The sequence below is a fragment of the Actinophytocola gossypii genome, assembly GCF_025165815.1.
Lineage (GTDB): Bacteria > Actinomycetota > Actinomycetes > Mycobacteriales > Pseudonocardiaceae > Actinophytocola > Actinophytocola gossypii.
On sequence record NZ_JAFFZE010000006.1, the window covers coordinates 231,599 to 247,377 of the forward strand.

General features: G+C 72.0%; 20 protein-coding genes. 12 read left to right on the forward strand and 8 right to left on the reverse strand.

Going from position 1 to position 15,779, the window contains the following annotated elements; all coding sequences use genetic code 11:
- Positions 1 to 13 precede the first annotated feature (13 nt).
- From JT362_RS05635 to JT362_RS05645, 3 genes are all read left to right on the forward strand, one after another.
- Positions 14 to 496, forward strand: coding sequence for a metallophosphoesterase family protein (locus JT362_RS05635; protein WP_260190395.1), 483 nt, complete (start codon positions 14 to 16; stop codon positions 494 to 496).
- Positions 497 to 572: 76 nt separating this feature from the next.
- The gene (locus JT362_RS05640; RefSeq protein WP_260189933.1) at positions 573 to 1,859 is read left to right on the forward strand and encodes an AMP-binding protein; all 1,287 of its coding nucleotides are present in this window, start codon (positions 573 to 575) and stop codon (positions 1,857 to 1,859) included.
- A gap of 167 nt (positions 1,860 to 2,026) precedes the next feature.
- Positions 2,027 to 3,172 carry a Cmx/CmrA family chloramphenicol efflux MFS transporter gene (locus JT362_RS05645; protein ID WP_260189934.1) on the forward strand — a complete coding sequence of 382 codons (1,146 nt, stop codon included), beginning with the start codon at positions 2,027 to 2,029 and terminating at the stop codon, positions 3,170 to 3,172.
- Here the strand turns inward: JT362_RS05645 and JT362_RS05650 are convergent.
- Positions 3,169 to 3,552: an SSI family serine proteinase inhibitor gene (locus JT362_RS05650; protein WP_260189935.1), complete on the reverse strand. Its 384-nt coding sequence runs from the start codon at positions 3,550 to 3,552 to the stop codon at positions 3,169 to 3,171. The genes JT362_RS05645 and JT362_RS05650 overlap by 4 nt on opposite strands.
- Before the next feature lie 117 nt (positions 3,553 to 3,669).
- Here JT362_RS05650 and JT362_RS05655 point away from each other — a divergent pair, with 117 nt between their 5' ends.
- Together JT362_RS05655 and JT362_RS05660 are read left to right on the forward strand one after the other, a co-directional pair.
- Entirely contained in the window at positions 3,670 to 4,155 is a 486-nt protein-coding gene (locus tag JT362_RS05655; RefSeq protein WP_260189936.1) for a GNAT family N-acetyltransferase, read from the forward strand.
- 23 nt (positions 4,156 to 4,178) lie between these two features.
- Entirely contained in the window at positions 4,179 to 4,613 is a 435-nt protein-coding gene (locus JT362_RS05660) for an RpiB/LacA/LacB family sugar-phosphate isomerase (RefSeq protein ID WP_260189937.1), read from the forward strand.
- Here the strand turns inward: JT362_RS05660 and JT362_RS05665 are convergent.
- Positions 4,610 to 5,191 (reverse strand): TetR/AcrR family transcriptional regulator, encoded by a 582-nt coding sequence (locus JT362_RS05665; protein ID WP_260189938.1) that lies wholly within the window; start codon positions 5,189 to 5,191, stop codon positions 4,610 to 4,612. The two genes, JT362_RS05660 and JT362_RS05665, sit on opposite strands and share 4 nt — an antisense overlap.
- A gap of 85 nt (positions 5,192 to 5,276) precedes the next feature.
- On the opposite strand from JT362_RS05665, the gene JT362_RS05670 reads away from it, so the two are divergent.
- On the forward strand, positions 5,277 to 5,951 hold the full coding sequence (locus JT362_RS05670) for an FMN-dependent NADH-azoreductase (RefSeq protein WP_260189939.1): 675 nt from the start codon (positions 5,277 to 5,279) through the stop codon (positions 5,949 to 5,951).
- A complete protein-coding gene (locus tag JT362_RS05675) occupies positions 5,948 to 6,268 on the forward strand; it encodes a DMT family transporter (protein WP_260189940.1) in 321 nt (106 codons plus the stop codon). Before JT362_RS05670 ends, JT362_RS05675 begins: the two co-directional genes overlap by 4 nt.
- A 9-nt stretch (positions 6,269 to 6,277) precedes the next feature.
- Here the strand turns inward: JT362_RS05675 and JT362_RS05680 are convergent, their stop codons facing one another.
- The 3 genes from JT362_RS05680 to JT362_RS05690 are packed head-to-tail and all read right to left on the reverse strand — an operon-like array spanning position 6,278 to position 8,418.
- Complete coding sequence (locus JT362_RS05680) at positions 6,278 to 7,258, reverse strand: aldo/keto reductase (protein WP_260189941.1); 981 nt, start codon at positions 7,256 to 7,258, stop codon at positions 6,278 to 6,280.
- Positions 7,259 to 7,279: 21 nt separating this feature from the next.
- The gene (locus JT362_RS05685; protein ID WP_260189942.1) at positions 7,280 to 7,867 is read right to left on the reverse strand and encodes a DJ-1/PfpI family protein; all 588 of its coding nucleotides are present in this window, start codon (positions 7,865 to 7,867) and stop codon (positions 7,280 to 7,282) included.
- A 5-nt stretch (positions 7,868 to 7,872) separates the two neighbouring features.
- Positions 7,873 to 8,418 (reverse strand): TIGR03086 family metal-binding protein, encoded by a 546-nt coding sequence (locus JT362_RS05690; RefSeq protein ID WP_260189943.1) that lies wholly within the window; start codon positions 8,416 to 8,418, stop codon positions 7,873 to 7,875.
- Positions 8,419 to 8,542: 124 nt separating this feature from the next.
- Here JT362_RS05690 and JT362_RS05695 point away from each other — a divergent pair, with 124 nt between their 5' ends.
- The 4 genes from JT362_RS05695 (at position 8,543) to JT362_RS05710 (ending at position 11,730) form a co-directional block, all read left to right on the forward strand.
- On the forward strand, positions 8,543 to 9,154 hold the full coding sequence (locus JT362_RS05695; RefSeq protein ID WP_260189944.1) for a TetR/AcrR family transcriptional regulator: 612 nt from the start codon (positions 8,543 to 8,545) through the stop codon (positions 9,152 to 9,154).
- A gap of 236 nt (positions 9,155 to 9,390) precedes the next feature.
- The gene (locus tag JT362_RS05700) at positions 9,391 to 10,170 is read left to right on the forward strand and encodes an ABC transporter ATP-binding protein (RefSeq protein ID WP_260189945.1); all 780 of its coding nucleotides are present in this window, start codon (positions 9,391 to 9,393) and stop codon (positions 10,168 to 10,170) included.
- Positions 10,167 to 10,928 (forward strand): ABC transporter permease, encoded by a 762-nt coding sequence (locus JT362_RS05705; RefSeq protein WP_260189946.1) that lies wholly within the window; start codon positions 10,167 to 10,169, stop codon positions 10,926 to 10,928. The genes JT362_RS05700 and JT362_RS05705 overlap by 4 nt, the downstream gene beginning before the upstream one ends.
- A gap of 19 nt (positions 10,929 to 10,947) precedes the next feature.
- Complete coding sequence (locus tag JT362_RS05710) at positions 10,948 to 11,730, forward strand: MerR family transcriptional regulator (RefSeq protein WP_260189947.1); 783 nt, start codon at positions 10,948 to 10,950, stop codon at positions 11,728 to 11,730.
- A gap of 15 nt (positions 11,731 to 11,745) precedes the next feature.
- Here the strand turns inward: JT362_RS05710 and JT362_RS05715 are convergent, their stop codons facing one another.
- Both JT362_RS05715 and JT362_RS05720 read right to left on the reverse strand, forming a co-directional pair.
- Positions 11,746 to 12,150 carry a pyridoxamine 5'-phosphate oxidase family protein gene (locus JT362_RS05715; protein WP_260189948.1) on the reverse strand — a complete coding sequence of 135 codons (405 nt, stop codon included), beginning with the start codon at positions 12,148 to 12,150 and terminating at the stop codon, positions 11,746 to 11,748.
- A 92-nt stretch (positions 12,151 to 12,242) separates the two neighbouring features.
- On the reverse strand, positions 12,243 to 13,049 hold the full coding sequence (locus JT362_RS05720) for a Gmad2 immunoglobulin-like domain-containing protein (RefSeq protein ID WP_260189949.1): 807 nt from the start codon (positions 13,047 to 13,049) through the stop codon (positions 12,243 to 12,245).
- A 196-nt stretch (positions 13,050 to 13,245) separates the two neighbouring features.
- Here JT362_RS05720 and JT362_RS05725 point away from each other — a divergent pair, with 196 nt between their 5' ends.
- Positions 13,246 to 14,949, forward strand: coding sequence for a sensor histidine kinase (locus JT362_RS05725; RefSeq protein WP_260189950.1), 1,704 nt, complete (start codon positions 13,246 to 13,248; stop codon positions 14,947 to 14,949).
- Positions 14,950 to 15,052: 103 nt separating this feature from the next.
- Here the strand turns inward: JT362_RS05725 and JT362_RS05730 are convergent, their stop codons facing one another.
- A complete protein-coding gene (locus JT362_RS05730) occupies positions 15,053 to 15,721 on the reverse strand; it encodes a response regulator (RefSeq protein WP_260189951.1) in 669 nt (222 codons plus the stop codon).
- Between the last annotated feature and the right edge of the window lie 58 nt (positions 15,722 to 15,779).

Consider the following 15,779-nt stretch of genomic DNA (forward strand, 5'->3'; position numbering starts at 1 on the left):
AACATTGCGCGTAGTGGTCCTGTCCGACACCCACGCCCCCCGGCACTGGAAGGCCCTTCCGTCCTCGGTGGCCAGGGTGCTCGACGGCGCGGACACGATCCTGCACGCCGGCGACGTGTGCGTGCCGTTCGTACTCGACGAGCTGGCCGGGTTCGCGCCCGTGCACGTCGTGCTCGGCAACAACGACGGCCGGGACGTCGCCGCCTGGGGCGCGCCGGAGACCCTCGACCTCGACCTGGCCGGGTTGCGGGTGTCGATGATCCACGACAGCGGGCGCAAGGAGGGCCGGGCCGCGCGGCTGCGCCGCCGCTTCCCGGACGCCGACCTGGTCGTGTTCGGCCACTCGCACATCCCGCTCGACGAGACCGGCGCCGGCTTGCGGATCTTCAACCCCGGCTCGCCCACCGACAAACGCCGCCAGCCGCACGGCACCGTCGGTGTGCTGCACATCACCGACGGCACCCTGGTCGACGCGAAGATCGTCAACGTGTCCTGAGCGCCTCTCGAGCCCGGTTCGAGGCCTCCCCGATGTCATGGTCGAGCGGAACACGACCCGAGACGGGAGGGGTGGCATGGCCTCGACGTTCGTCGACGTGCTGGGAGAGCGGGCGGCCGCGTCGGCGGGGCTCGCCTTCGAGTTCGTCGACCGGTCCGGCACCTCGGCCGTCGGCTATTCCGAGCTGGAGAGCAGGGCCCGCACGATCGGCGCGACCCTGGCCGACCGGGGGCTCACCGGCCGCCGCGTCCTGGTCCTGCTCCCGCCCGGCCTGGACTACGTCGCGGTACTGCTCGGCTGCCTGTACGCGGGCGCGGTCGCCGTCCCGCTGGCCCCGCTCCCGGACACCGGCCCGCTGCCCGCCCGGCAGCGCGCCGTACTCGCCGACGCCGCGCCGGACGCCGCGATCGTGCCGCCCGGCGCCGACCCGCGTGCGCTCGGCGACGTCACCGTACTGTCCACTCCGGACCTGTTCGCGTTCCCGGCGAGCGCGTGGCGGCGCCCCGAGGTCGGCCCGGACACCCTCGCGCTGCTGCAGTACCCGTCCGGCCCGGCCGATCCGCACGGCGTGATGGTCTCGCACGCCAACCTGCTCGCGAGCTGCCGCCAGCTCACCCGCCACTTCGGGGCCGACCCCGATGCCGGCGTGGTCAGCTGGCAGCCGCCGTACCAGGACATGGGTCTGCTGGCCGGCGTGCTGCACCCGATCGTCGCCGGCCGCCGGGTCACGCTGCTCGACCCGCGGGAGTTCCGCGCCGACCCGGCGCGCTGGCTGCGCCTGGTGTCCGACCGGCACGCCAGGATCAGCGGCGGCCCGGGTGTCGCCTTCGACCTGTGCGGCGGCCTCGCCGACGAGGAACTGGCCGGCATCGATCTATCCACATGGGACATCGCGTTCACCGACGCCGCGTCGTCCACCATGGACCGGTTCACCGACCGGTTGCGGCGCAACGGGTTCCGCCGCAGCGCGTTCTTCCCGTGCTACTGGCTCGCCGAGGCCACGTCGCTGGTCGCCGGCCGGCGGGCGCCCTCGGTCACGTCGTTCGACGCGGACAGCCTGGCCCCCGGCCGGCTGACCAAGCCGCGGTCGCCCGGCACGCCGGTGCTCGACCGGGGCGGCCCGGCCGACGAGGTGGACGTCGCGATCGTCGACCCGCTGACCGCCACCCGGTGCCCGGACGGCACCGCGGGGGAGATCTGGGTGTCCGGGCCGACGGTGGCGGTCGGCTACCTGGGCAAGCCGGAGGCCAGCGAGCGCACCTTCTGCGCGCGCCTGCGCGGCTCCACCGACAACTACCTGCGCACCGGCGACCTCGGCTTCCTGCACGACGGCGGCCTGCACGTCACGGACCTTGCCGCGTAAAACCAGGTGCTCCCGCGCGGCCGGGGTGAGTATGGTCCGGGCCGTGTCGAGCCCGGAGGCATCCAGGGTGGGGCTGTCGGTCACCCCGTCAGCCCCCTGAACCCAGTTCCGCTGACCGGCGGTGACGAGAAGACCCAGTCGATCTTCCGCACCCCCGGAGTCCTCGCATGCCGTTGTCCCTGTACCTGCTCGCCGTGGCCGTGTTCGCCATGGGCACCTCCGAGTTCATGCTCGCCGGCCTGTTGCCGGACATCGCCGCGAGCCTCGACGTTCCGGTCGGCACGGCCGGCCTGCTGACCTCGGCGTTCGCGGCCGGCATGGCCGCCGGAGCCCCGCTGGTGGCGGCGCTGGCCCGCCGCTGGCCGCGCCGGACCGCACTGGTGGGCTTTCTCGGCGTGTTCCTGGCCGCGCACGTCGCCGGCGCGCTGACCGGCGACTTCGCCGTGCTGTTCGCCACCCGGGTCGTCGCGGCCCTGGCCAACGCCGGGTTCCTGGCCGTCGCCCTCACCGCCGCCGCCGACCTCGTGCCCGCCGACAGGAAGGGACGGGCACTGGCCGTCCTGCTGTCGGGCACCACGGTCGCCACCGTCGTCGGCGTGCCCGGCGGAGCCCTCCTCGGCACGTTGCTCGGCTGGCGCGCCACGTTCTGGGCGGTCGCCCTGCTGTGCCTGCCGGCCGCGCTCGGCGTGCTGCGCGGTGTCCCGGCCGGACCGACCGACACCGGGGGCGGCCGACAGGTGCGCCGGGAGCTGGCGCAACTGCGACGGCCGCGGCTGATCCTGGTGCTGCTGCTCGGCGCACTGGTGAACGCGGCGACGTTCGGCGCGTTCACCTTCCTCGCGCCGGTCGTCACCGACGTCGCCGGGCTCGGTCCACTGTGGATCCCGGTGGTGCTGGTGCTGTTCGGCCTGGGATCCTTCGCCGGGGTCACCGTCGCCGGGCGGCTGTCCGACCGCCGTCCCGGTGTGGTCGTCGCGGTCGGTGGGCCGCTGCTGCTCGCCGGCTGGATCGCGTTCGGCCTCACTGCGGACGCACCGGCTGCGCTGGTGGTGCTGGCGTTCACCCAGGGCGCGCTGTCGTTCGCGGTGGGCAGCACGCTGATCGCGCTGGTGCTGTACGAGGCGGCGGAGGCGCCGACGATGGCCGGCGCGTACGCGACCGCGGCCCTCAACGTGGGCGCGGTCGCCGGCCCGGCCGTCGGTGCCGTCGCGCTTGGCACGGGGCTCGGCGAGCTGGGACCGGTATGGGTCGGCGCGGTCCTCGTCGCGGCCGCGCTCGTGCTCGCGCTGCCGTTCCGACGGGTGTTCGCCTAGAAGTCGAACACCGAACCGGTCGCGGCGATCAGCACGCACGGGTTGCTGAACTCCTGCTGCCAGTCGATCGTCTCGCCGTCCCAGACGCCGTTCGCGCGTGCGGTGACCGGGTTCAGCTCCATGGTGCACATCGTCTGCTGGCCCTCGAGTTCGGCGAAGTCGCCGTTCGCCGCGATCAGCTCGGCGCACGCGGTGTCCGGGTCGGGGTGGGAGCCGCCGGCGGGCTCGCACTGGAGGCGGGCCACGTCGGTGGTGCCGGCCTTCGCGTGGACGACGAGCGTCACCGACGAGGTGCCGGGTTCGGCGGCGGCGGTGGCGGTGGCGGTGGAGAGCAGGGCGGCGGCGGCCAGCAGGACGCCACCGAGCCGAAGGGATGTCATGGTCTCCACAGTGGACGTGCCGGCGCGCGAGCGGCAGAGCGACTGACCGGTAACGCCCGATCGTGTCCGTCACAACCCGTTTGACTACGCAGCGACAGCGGCGTCACCCTGGCGGGTATGGAGATCAGGGCGGCGACGGCCGCGGACTGGGCGCGGATCTGGCCGTTCCTGCGCGAGATCGTCGCCGCGGGCGACACCTACACCTGGCCGACGGACGTCACCGAGGAACGCGCCCGCGAGATGTGGATGTCCACCCCGCCGGCCCGCACCGTGGTCGCGGTCGACGGCGAGGTGGTGCTCGGCACCGCCAAGCTGGGGCCGAACCACCAGGGCCCGGCGGCGCACATCGCGAACGCGAGCTTCATGGTCCACCCGGACCACGGCGGCCGGGGCGTCGGCCGTGCGCTCGGCGAGCACGTGCTGGAGCAGGCGCGGGCCGACGGCTACCGGGCGATGCAGTTCAACGCGGTGGTGGAGACCAACACGCACGCGGTCGCGCTGTGGCGCTCGCTCGGCTTCGAGGTGGTCGCCACCCTGCCGGAGGGCTTCGAACACCCGACGAAGGGCTTCGTCGGCCTGCACATCATGTACCGGCGGCTGTGAGGAACGGCTGGGAGAATGGACGCATGAGGATCGCTGTCGCCGCCGACGAGCGGGTCGGGGTAGCCGAGGCCATCATCGAGGAACTGCGCGCCCGCGGCCACGAGCCGCTCCCGCACGGCGCCCTCGACGACGACGAGCGCGACGACTGGGCCTGGGCCAGCGAGACCGCCGCCCGGGACGTCGCCGAGGGCCGCGCGGACCAGGCGATCGTCGCGTGCTGGACCGGCACCGGCGCGTCCATCGCGGCGAACAAGGTCACCGGCGTGCGCGCCGCCCTGTGCGTGGACGCCGAGACCGCCCGCGGCGCCCGCCGCTGGAACGACGCGAACGTGCTGGCCCTGTCGCTGCGCCTGACCAGCACCCCGCAACTGACCGAGATCCTCGACGCCTGGTTCGCCGGCACCCCCTCCGACGACGCCGCCGACCAGGCCAACATCGCCCACCTGGCCGACATCTAGGTGCCCTTGTCGGTCTCCGGTCGGTCGAGGACGCGGTGCGCGAGCTCGGCCAACGCCGCCTTGACCCGCTCGGCGGTGTGGTGCAGGGCTTCCCGCTGATGGCGGTGCACCTCGGGTGCCACCGGGGCCAGCAACAGCTCCACCATGACCTCCGGCCGTTCGACGTGCGCGTCCCGCAGCAGCGTCAGCACGTGGGTGCGCCAGAACTGGTAGGCCCCGACGTCGAACCGGCGGTGGCCGACCTCCGCGCCCAGGACCAGGTGGCCGTGCTGCTCGAGCAGGTCGACCATCGCCGCGTAGAACGCGGCGAGGCGCTCGGCGGGGGCCGCGCCGGGTCCCAGCGGTGGCGCTCCCGAGATGAGCTCGTCCTGCAGAGCGCGCTCGTGTTCGTCCAGCAGCGCCACCGCGATCGCGGCGCGATCGGGGAAGCGCCGGTACAGCGTCGCCTTGCCGACGCCCGCCTCGGCGGCGATCTGCTCCATCGACACGTTCGCGGCGCCGTGTTCGGCGAACAACGCCGCCGCGGCCGCCAGCACCCGGCGGCGGTTGCGCGCGGCGTCGGCCCGTTCTGCGACCACGAGCCGAGGCTACCGGAACAACCGAGACGACCGTCCGGTTAGAGTGATATGGACGCACCGTCCGTTTCGCCGCAGGAGGCCGACCATGGCACCGCTGAACCTCTTACACCTCGACAGCAGCGCTCGCGCGAACTCGTTCTCCCGGCGTCTCGGCCGCACCTTCGCCGACGCCTGGGCGTCGGCGCACCCGAACGGCCACTACGTCCACCGCGACCTCGCCGCCACCCCGGTGCCGCCGATCGGCCAGGGCTGGACCGAGATCTGCGACGAACTGCTCCGCCGGCGGATCACCGACCCGACGCGCTACCCGGATGCCGTGCGCACCGCCGCGCAGCGGGAGGCCTGGGCGGTCGTACGGCCGTTGCTCGACGAACTGCTGGCCGCCGACGTCGTGCTGATCGGCGCTCCGATGTACAACTTCTCGATCCCGGCGTCGCTGAAGGCGTGGATCGACCAGGTCACCTTTCCCAGGATGTCCCTCGCGCCGCGCACGTTCGTCGTCGCCGGGGCCCGCGGCGGCTCCTATCTGCCCGGTACCCCCAGGTTCCCGTTCGACCACCACGAGAGCTACCTGCGCGACTTCATCGACGGCCACTACGGCGTCGACGACGTGACCTTCGTCAACGCCGAACTGGTCAACGCCCTGGTCGACCCCACGCTCGAACCCCGAACGCGGGAACACGAGGAGTCCGCCGCGACGGCGACCGCGCGCGTACCCGACGTCGTCGCCGACATCACCCGCCGGCGGGCGAGGCCGTGAACTGGCTCGTCCTCATCGCCGCCGGAGTCGTCGAAGTGGGATTCGCGGTCAGCATCAAGCCCACCGAGAACTTCACCCGCCTCCTGCCGACCGTGCTGTGTCTCGGCCTGATGGTCGGCTCCGTCTACCTGCTCTCGCGGGCCATGGACACCATCCCCGTCGGCACCGCCTACGTGGTGTTCACCGGCATCGGTGCCATCGGTGCGGTCACCGTCGGCATCGTGATCGACGACGACCCGGTCACGTTCACCCGGCTCGGCGCGCTCGCCCTGATCGTCGGCGGCATCGCACTCACCCGACTGACCACCACGCCGTGAGGCCGGGGGCTAGTTCTTCGGCATGACCTCGTGCGGGCGGTACGGGGCCTCCAGCCGCGCGCGTTCCTCGGCGGTCAGCGTGAGGTCCGCCGAGGCGACCGCGTCGTCGATGTGGTGGAGCTTGGTCGCGCCGATGATCGGTGCCGCCACCGCCGGGTGTCCGCGCAGCCAGGCCAGCGCGACCCGCGCCGGCGGCACGTCCCGCTCCGCGGCCACCGCGCGCACCGCGTCCACCACGTCGAAGTCGTCCTCGGTGTAGAGCTGGTCGGCGAACGCGTCGTTGCCCGCCCGGGTCGTGTTCCGCACGCCGGCGCGCTCGCGGGTGCCGGCGAGCATCCCGCGCGCCAGCGGGCTCCACGGGACCACCCCGACGCCCTGGTCGACGCACAGCGGCAGCATCTCCCGCTCCTCCTCGCGGTAGAGCAGGTTGTAGTACGGCTGCATCGACACGAACCGCGTCCAGCCGTGCGCGGACGCGGTGTACTGCGCCTTCGAGAACTTCCACGCCGGCATCGTCGACGCGCCGAGGTACCGGACCTTGCCGGCCTTGACCACGTCGTGCAGTGCCTCGAGGGTCTCCTCGATCGGGGTCTCGTCGTCGAACCGGTGGATCTGGTACAGGTCGACGTGGTCGGTGCCGAGCCGGCGCAGCGATCCGTCGATCGCGGACAGCACGTGCTTGCGGGACAGTCCCCGGTCGTTCGGGCCGGGGCCGGTGGGGAAGTACAGCTTCGTCGCCAGGACGTAGTCGTCCCGGTCGGCGAACAGCCGGGAGAGCAGGCTGCCGGTGATCTCCTCGGTCAGGCCGTCGGAGTACATGTCGGCGGTGTCGAAGAAGTTCACCCCGGCGTCCACCGCTCTGGCGACGATCGGTGCCGCGGCCTCCTCGTCCAGGTACCAGGCGCGCCGTTGGGGGTCGCCGTAGCTCATCATCCCGAGGCAGACCGGCGAGACCTTGAGCCCCGACGATCCCAGTCGCACGTAGTCCACGGTTCGGTTTATACCGGTTCGTCAGACCGGCGGCAGCGGGTCGTACTGGATCCCGCGCCGAACGGTCCTGGCCTGATCGGCCCCGCCGAACCGCGCGACGATGTGCAGGGCCATGTCGATCCCGGCGGAGATGCCGGCCGAGGTGATCACGTCGCCGTCGTCGACGAACCGGTCGTCCGGGCGGACCTCGACGGTCGGGTCCAGCTCGGCGAGCTGGTCGACGGTCGACCAGTGCGAGGTCGCCGGCCGCCCGCTGAGCAGCCCGGCGGCCGCGTAGACCAGCGACCCGGTGCAGACGCTGGTCAGCAGCGGGACCGCCGCGCGCCGCTCGCGCACCCAGGCGAGGTGGTCGTCGTCGGTGAGCAGCGGCCGGGTGCCGCGCCCGCCGGGGTGGACCAGGATCTCGCTCGGCGGGGCGTCGGCGAACGAGTGCTGCGCGACGATGTCCATGCCCTTGGCGCAGCGCACCACGCCGCCGTCCCTGGCGAGCGTGTGCACCGCCCACCCGGCGTCGGGAAACCGCTTGCACCAGTAGGCGAGCACCTCCCACGGGCCGACCGCGTCCAGTTCCTCGACGTTCTCGAACAGCAGGATGCCGATGTTCCGCATGCCGGTCATTCTGCTCGGCGGGTCCACTCCGGGTCACGGCCGAGGAAGGCGAGCAGCCGAATCCACACCGGCGCGTCGTCCCGCACCGGTCGCGGGTGGTCGAAGCCGCGGTCCGGTCCGCGCACGCTGTCCGGAAACCGCGAGGTGACGCGCAGCGCGGCGGCCGCGAGGTCGTCGTCGATGGTGACGTCGAGGCCGGCGGCGCGGCCGATGTCCCAGCCGTGCACCAGGACGTCGGCGAAGTGCACGGCGACCGCGCCACGCCAGTCGACGTCGACGCCGGCGAGCGTGAACGTCCGTTCCCGTACGGCGGGATCGGCGAAGAGGTCGTCGACCGCCTGGCCGGTCTCCGCGAAGTCGTGCCCGATGTCCACAGTGGAGTCCTTGTGCGCGCTCACGAAGGCGCGGTTGTTGTCGACCATGTGCTCGACGATCTGCCGGATCGTCCAGCTGTCGCAGGGGGTCGGCGCGTCCAGCAGCGCGTCCGGCACCCGGTCGATGATCGCGCCGGTGGCCGCGCGCGCCCTGCGGTCGAGCTCCATGACATCCATCCGAACCCCTTTGTGAACGATCGTGCTAAATCCTTGTCGGAAACGTAGCGCCCATCCACAGGTGTTGTCCACACTTGTGGAGAAAACAGGCACGGTCGTCTAGTTTGTTGGGGTGGACGGACGGATGTTGCGCGGGGAACGCACCAGGGCGGCGGTGCTCGAGCACGCCATCGGCATCGCGTCGGTCGAGGGGCTGGACGGGTTGTCGATCGGCCGGCTGGCCGCCGAGCTGGAGGTCAGCAAGAGCGGCGTGTTCGCCCGGTTCGGCTCCAAGGAGGAGCTCCAGCTGGCGACGGTCGCCGCCGCGCGCGAGGTGTTCGTCGACGCGGTGGTCCGACCGGCGTTCGAGGCGCCACCGGGCCTGGCCCGCCTGTGGCGCCTGTGCGCCGGCTGGCTCACGTACTCACGCGAACGGATCTTCCCCGGCGGGTGCTTCTTCGCCTCGGCGGCCGCCGAGTACGACGCGCGTCCGGGTCGGATCCGCGACGCCGTGGCCGCCGCGTTGACGGACTGGTCGAGCACGCTGGCCAGGGCCGCCGAGGACGCCCGCCAGCTGGGCCAGCTGGAGTCCACATGCGACATCCGGCAGCTGACCTTCGAGCTGGCGGCCCTGGTCGACGCCGCCAACGCCCGCTCCGTCCTGCACGGCGACGACAGTGCCTACGACCTGGCCAGAACCGGTGTCCGCACCCGGTTGCTGGCACTGGCCACCGACCAGGACGCGCTGCCGGACTAGGACGCGCGCAACGCCTCCGCCATGGCGGCCGTGTCCTGGTACTGGCCACCACGCAGGGCGCCCTGCCCGGCAACTGGCCCCCCGACCTGCGCCGCCGCACCCTCGACGTGGTGTTCGCCGGCCTCCGGCCCTGACGCACGCGACGGTCTTGACCTTGACGTCGGGTCAACCCTCGATCCTTCCGGCGGGAGCCTCCTCGCGGACCGACCGCGATGGCTCCACGAAGGAGGAAGACGATGACGACACCCGCCGGCGCGGCGATTCGCGTGCGGGGGCTGGAGAAGTCCTACGGCAAGCTCGACGTGCTCCGGGGCGTGGACTTCGACGTCGCCCGGGGCAGCGTCTTCGCCCTGCTCGGCTCGAACGGGGCGGGCAAGACCACGACCGTGCGGATCCTCGCCACGCTGCTGAAGGCCGACGCGGGAACGGCAGGCGTCAACGGCTTCGACGTCGCCACGCAGGCCGCGGACGTGCGGGCGTCGATCAGCCTCACCGGGCAGTTCGCGGCCGTCGACGAGATCCTCAGCGGTCGGGAGAACCTCGTGCTGGTGGCCAGGCTGCGGCATCTCACGAACCCGGGCGCGATCGCGGACGAGCTGCTGGAGCGCTTCTCGCTGAGCGACGCGGCCACCCGCCGGGTGTCGACCTACTCGGGCGGGATGCGCCGCCGGCTGGACATCGCGATGAGCCTGATCGGGAACTCGCCGGTGGTATTCCTGGACGAGCCGACCGCCGGGCTCGATCCGGAGGCGCGCATCGAGGTGTGGCAGACGGTCAAGCAGCTCGCCGGGTCCGGCACGACGGTGCTGCTCACCACGCAGTACCTGGACGAGGCCGAGCAGCTGGCCGACCGGATCGCGATCCTGCACCAGGGCCGGATCATCGCGAACGGCACCCTCGCCGAGCTCAAGCGGCTCCTCCCGCCGGCGAAGGTCGAGTACGTCGAGAAGCAGCCGACCCTGGAGGAGGTCTTCCTCGCGGTGATCGGTGACACGAAAGGCGCAGGGGAACGATGACGACGTACGTCTTCGGTGACACCGCCGTCCTCACGGGACGGACCCTGCGCCATGTCACGCGCAGCGTGGACACCATCATCACCACCGCGATCACGCCGATAGCGATGATGCTGATGTTCGTCTACGTGTTCGGCGGCGCGATCGACATCGGGTCGGACGGGTACGTGAGCTACCTGCTGCCCGGCATCCTGCTCATCACGATCGCGTCCGGCACCGCCTACACCGCGCTGCGGCTCTTCACCGACCTGGCGAGCGGGATCTTCGAACGGTTCCAGTCCATGCCGATCGCCCGGTCGGGCGTGCTGTGGGCGCACGTGCTGACCTCGCTGGTCGCCAACCTGGCCTCGCTCGTGCTGGTCGTGGGCGTCGCCCTGCTCATGGGCTTCCGCTCGGGGGCCGGAGCGCTGGCCTGGCTCGCGGTCGCCGGCATCGTGCTCCTGTTCACGCTGGCGTTGACCTGGATCGCCGTGATCGCCGGCCTCTCCGCGAAGACGGCGGAAGGTGGGGGCGCGTTCGCCTACCCGCTCATCTTCCTGCCGTTCGTCAGCTCGGCGTTCGTGCCCACCGAGACCATGCCCGGCCCGATCCGCTGGTTCGCGGAGAACCAGCCGGTGACCTCCATCGTCGACACGATCCGCGGCCTGTTCGCGCAGCAGCCCGTCGGCGACGACATCTGGACCGCCCTTGCCTGGTGCGCCGGCATCCTCGTCGTGGCCTACCTCTTCGCGATGGCCGCCTACCGCAAGAAGATCGCCTGACTGGGGCAGGCTGGGGACCATGCTCACCATCAGCCGGCTCGCGGCGTACGCCGGGGCGACGGTACGGGCGGTACGCCACTACCACAAGATCGGGCTGCTGCCGGAGCCCGAGCGTGACCGGTCCGGATACCGGACCTACGACGCGGCCGCGGTCGTGCGACTGATCCGGATCCGCACCCTGGCCGATGCCGGTGTGCCGCTGGCCAGGGTGCAGGAACTCCTCGACGCCGACCAGGAGGAGTTCGCCGACGGCATCCAGGAGATCGACAAGGACCTGCGCGCCGAGATCCGGCGCCTGCGGGGCACCCGTGAACGGCTCGCCCGGCTCGCCGCCGGGGAACACCTGGCGCTCCCGCGGAGCGTCGTGGACTACCTCGACCGGCTGCGCGAGCTCGGCGTCCGAGAGCGGTACATCGAGCTGGAGCGGGACGCCTGGATCATGGTCGCCGCCCGGATACCGCACGAGATCGACGCCGTCATGGCCGACAAGCACGAGCAACTGGGCGACCCGGACATGACGAGGCTCTACAGCCTGATCAGCGAGGCCGTCGACTGCCCGGCCGACGACCCACGGGTCGTCGAGATCGCCGACACCCTGGAGCGCTTGATGGTCCGCGCGTCGGCGGCCGGCGAGGTGGATGACATCTCGTTCGACAAACCGTTCGCCGACCTGCTGGACGCCCTGGTCGTGTCCACACCGCCCGGCAGGCGGCTCGTGGCGATCCTGGAGGAGCGCGGCTGGAAGGGCTGGACCCGCATCGAACGCGTGCCCGCCGACAGAATCGGCACCGGGCCGGACTGATCCGCTCCGGCCGCGTCAGTTCTCGGGGCCGTTGACCAGGCGGTAGCCGGTCACGATCTCCGGATAGATGCGGATCGTCCCGACGTCCCTGGCGTTGATCAGGGGCGTCAGGCGGTTCTCGTAGGCGGTGAGTTCGTCCTGGTCCAGGACGCGGCGGGCGACGCCGGTGACGGTGACGCTCCAGCCGGTCCTGGCGTGCACGTCGATGTCGTCGGACTGGTAGGCGACCACGGAACCGGCGCACTCGGCGCCGACGTGGGTCCGCACCACCACCATGCCGTTGTCGACCAGGTGGCTCGCCGGCACGATCGCCGGCAGCGCGCGCACCGTGTACACGATCCGGCCGATCGGCACCTGGTCGAGCAGGCGCAGGGACTCCGGACGCGTCAGCTCCGCCAGCCGGCGTGGCTCGCCGCGCAACCGGTCACCTCCCTCGCCCCACCCCGCCTCCGAGCGAGGAGCATTCGGGAGGCATGTCCACGACGCCAGGGCCCAAGGACCCTGATCGAACGTCACCCGGCTGGGTGAATACCGGTTACCGCGAACCGTTCCACATCCGCGACATGTCCGCCAGTCGCGGCGACGACGGTCAGCGTGGTGTTGCTCGCATCCCGGATCGGCACGGTGGTCGACCAGGGCGTGTTCTGCCCGCCCGCCGGCAGGCAGCACGACTCGCCGACCGGCTTCGGGCGGTCGGGGTCACGCACCTGCACCCGGATGCTCTCGTCCACGCCGGTGATGCGGCCGCTGACCGTCATCGGGGAGTCCACCCGCGCGCCGGGCTCGGGCGCGGTGATCGTGAGCGTGTCGTCGACCGTGCCGACGACCTCCCACGGGGCCTTCGGCCCGTCGCCGTACCGGACCAGGCGGAGCGTGGCCGCGGGTGCCGGCTCGGGCAGGTCGCCCTGGTAGCCGACGGTGACCGTGGCCTCGGTGGCGCCGATCTCGCTGTCGATCACCTTGTCCACCCCGGTGAAGCCGAGGTAGCCGGTGGTGAACGCGAGCGCGGTGGCCTCCGCGTCGGCGTGCCACGGCGAATGGCCGGCGCCTGGCCGCCACTGCCGGGCCTCCGCCAACGTGCTGAACGGCCACAGCGGTGACCTGCCGGCGAGCGGGTCCCCGGCGGCCGTCGAGGGCGGCGCGGGCTCGGTGGTCGTGAGTTCGGATGTCTGGTCGGATGTCTGGTCGGATGTCGTCGTGGGCGCACTCGTCGGGCCGGCCATCGAGGACGTCGGCACGGTCTCCGCGCCGCATCCCGCCAGCAGGCCGACCGCCAGGATCGCGGTCACCATGTGCGCCGGACGCCTGTCGATACCCATGTAAGCCAAGACGGTCCACATCCCCGAACGGTTGCTTTCGCCCCAGGATGACCGGTTCAGGTCGGCTCCGCAGCGCACCGGGGGGAACACGGTGCGTAGTGAGGTAACGCCGCGTGCACGGACACCGATAGCCGATGTGCCGAATTCGGGCGACGTGCGTGCCATGTCGCCTTTCCCCTGGACAGTCGGGGTTGCCATGCCAGACGCGCAGGCGGGCGTGCCGCCGGAGGGCCTCCTGGACGGGCTGCTCGGTGACCTGCGCGGCCGGCTGGCCGACATCGTCCGCACCCGCGACCGGCTGCAGGGCCTGCTCGACGCGGTGGTCGCGGTCGGCGCGGGTCTCGAGCTCGAGGGCACCCTCAACCGGATCGTGCAGACCGCGGTGGAGCTGGTCGACGCCCGCTACGGCGCGCTGGGCGTGCTGAGCCAGGACAAGCAGGAGCGGCTGTCCGAGTTCGTCACCATCGGCGTCGACGACGACACCAAGGCGACCATGGGCGACCTGCCGGAGGGCCGGGGGCTGCTCGGCCTGCTGATCGAGCACCCGCACCCGATCCGCGTCGGCGACCTCACCGAGCACCCGGCGTCGGTCGGCTTCCCGCCCAACCACCCACCGATGCGCAGCTTCCTCGGCGCGCCGATCCTGGTGCGGGACGAGGTCTTCGGCAACCTCTACCTGACCGAGAAGCGCGGTGCGGCCGAGTTCACCGCCGACGACGAGGTCGTGCTGCAGGGTCTGGCCGCGGCGGCCGGCGTCGCGGTGGAGAACGCGCGGCTGTTCGAGCAGTCCCGGATGCGGGAGCGGTGGCTGGAGGCCGCCGGCGAGGTCAACGCCGCGCTGCTCGGCGGCGCGTCCAACCAGGACGCGCTCGCGTTGATCGCGTCCCGGGCGCGCGAGCTGTCCCGGTCGGACTGCGCGCTGATCCTGCTCGCCGACCCGCCGGACCACGTCGTGGTGCGGGCCGGCGCGGAGGAGCGCGGCGAGCGGCTGGTCGGGATGCGGGTGCCGGCGGACACGCGGCTGGTCGAGGCGATGTTCCACGGGACGGGCCCGGCGCTGATCCCGGACGTGTCGGCGCTGCTGCCCGACGGCTGGAGCGCGGCGGGCGGCGACTTCGGCCCGGCGGTCGCGGTGCCGCTCGGCGCGTCGAACGTGGCCGGCGGCGTGCTGCTGGCGTTGCGGGACAAGGGCGAGGCGCGGTACCGGCGGGACCAGGTGCCGCTGCTCGCGTCGTTCGCCGACCAGGCCGCGGTGGCGATGGCGCTGGCCGAGCAGCACCGGGCCCAGCGGATGCTCGACGTGCTGGCCGACCGCGACCGGATCGCCGGTGACCTGCACGACCACGTCATCCAGCGGCTGTTCGCGACCGGGATGAGCCTGCAGGGCACGGTGCCCCGGATCACCGACGACCAGGTGCGGCAGCGGGTCAGCCGCGCGGTGGAGCAACTGGACGAGACGGTCCGCGAGATCCGTACATCGATCTTCGACCTGCAGACCTCGGGCCTCGACGGGTCGGCGAGCCTGCGCCGCCGGATGCTCGACATCGTCGACGAGCTGAGCGGCGACTCGGAGGTGACGCGGTCGGTCCGGATCTCCGGCGCCGTGGACACCCTGGTCCCGGAGGAACTGGCCGTGCACGCCACCGCAGTGCTGCGCGAGGCGTTCAGCAACGCCGTCCGCCACTCCCACGCCGGCACCATCGTGGTCACCGTCGAGGCGGGCACCGACCTGGTCATCGACGTCGTCGACGACGGCGTCGGCTTCCCCCCGGGCGTCGCCCGCAGCGGCCTGCTCGGCATCGAACGCCGCGCCACCCGCTGGAACGGCACCCTCAACGTCACCCCCGGCCCAGAAGGCGGCACCCGCCTCACCTGGCGCGCCCCCCTCCCCACCCCCTGACCGAACGGGAACGTACGACTCGCCGAACGGGAACGTACGACTCGCGAAGGCCGCGAGTCGTACGTTCCGGGTGTGCGAGTCGTACGTTCGGGGCGGGTGGGGGTCAGGGGGTGGGGGGTTTGCGGGGGTTGCGGGACTTGAGTTCGGCGGCGAGGACGGCGGCCTGGGTGCGGCGTTGCATGCCGAGTTTGGCGAGCAGGTGGGAGACGTAGTTCTTGACGGTCTTCTCGGCGAGGTGCAGGCGTTCGGCGATCTGGCGGTTGGTCATGCCCTCGCCGATCAGGTCGAACACCGCGCGTTCCTGGTCGGTCAGGCTCGCCAGCGGGCCGTCGGCGTCGTCGCGGCGGAGGCGTTTCATCAGGGCGTCGGTGGTCGCGGGGTCGAGCAGTGAGCCGCCCGCGCCGACCGTGCGCACCGCGCTCGTCAGGTCGTGGCCGAGAACCTGCTTGAGCACGAAACCGGACGCGCCGGCCATGATGGCGTTGAACAACGCCTCGTCGTCGGAGAACGAGGTGAAGATCAGGCAGCGCAGCTCCGGCAGCCGAGATCGCAGCTCCCGGCACAGCTCAACCCCGTTGCGCCCGTCGTCGGCCTCGCCGAGGCGGACGTCGAGGACGGCGACGTCGACCGCCGCCGACGGGATGCGGTCGACGGCCTCGTCGTAGCTGGACGCCTCACCGACGATCTCCAGCTCGGGGTCGTCCTCGAAGAGGTCGGCGATGCCACGCCGGACGATCTCGTGGTCGTCAACCAGGAAGATCCTGTAGGTCACCCGGCTATATACCATATTCGAACAAATGATCACAACCCTGATGTCATCGTTGTCACAG

Bases quoted from the DNA above. Each gene is read 5' to 3' on its own strand.
- JT362_RS05640 (WP_260189933.1), top strand. From the start codon at position 573: ATGGCCTCGACGTTCGTCGACGTGCTGGGAGAGCGGGCGGCCGCGTCG.
- JT362_RS05645 (WP_260189934.1), top strand. From the start codon at position 2,027: ATGCCGTTGTCCCTGTACCTGCTCGCCGTGGCCGTGTTCGCCATGGGC.
- JT362_RS05650 (WP_260189935.1), bottom strand. From the start codon at position 3,552: ATGACATCCCTTCGGCTCGGTGGCGTCCTGCTGGCCGCCGCCGCCCTG.
- JT362_RS05655 (WP_260189936.1), top strand. From the start codon at position 3,670: ATGGAGATCAGGGCGGCGACGGCCGCGGACTGGGCGCGGATCTGGCCG.
- JT362_RS05660 (WP_260189937.1), top strand. From the start codon at position 4,179: ATGAGGATCGCTGTCGCCGCCGACGAGCGGGTCGGGGTAGCCGAGGCC.
- JT362_RS05670 (WP_260189939.1), top strand. From the start codon at position 5,277: ATGGCACCGCTGAACCTCTTACACCTCGACAGCAGCGCTCGCGCGAAC.
- JT362_RS05685 (WP_260189942.1), bottom strand. From the start codon at position 7,867: ATGCGGAACATCGGCATCCTGCTGTTCGAGAACGTCGAGGAACTGGAC.
- JT362_RS05690 (WP_260189943.1), bottom strand. From the start codon at position 8,418: ATGGATGTCATGGAGCTCGACCGCAGGGCGCGCGCGGCCACCGGCGCG.
- JT362_RS05695 (WP_260189944.1), top strand. From the start codon at position 8,543: ATGTTGCGCGGGGAACGCACCAGGGCGGCGGTGCTCGAGCACGCCATC.
- JT362_RS05700 (WP_260189945.1), top strand. From the start codon at position 9,391: ATGACGACACCCGCCGGCGCGGCGATTCGCGTGCGGGGGCTGGAGAAG.
- JT362_RS05705 (WP_260189946.1), top strand. From the start codon at position 10,167: ATGACGACGTACGTCTTCGGTGACACCGCCGTCCTCACGGGACGGACC.
- JT362_RS05710 (WP_260189947.1), top strand. From the start codon at position 10,948: ATGCTCACCATCAGCCGGCTCGCGGCGTACGCCGGGGCGACGGTACGG.
- JT362_RS05720 (WP_260189949.1), bottom strand. From the start codon at position 13,049: ATGGGTATCGACAGGCGTCCGGCGCACATGGTGACCGCGATCCTGGCG.
- JT362_RS05725 (WP_260189950.1), top strand. From the start codon at position 13,246: ATGCCAGACGCGCAGGCGGGCGTGCCGCCGGAGGGCCTCCTGGACGGG.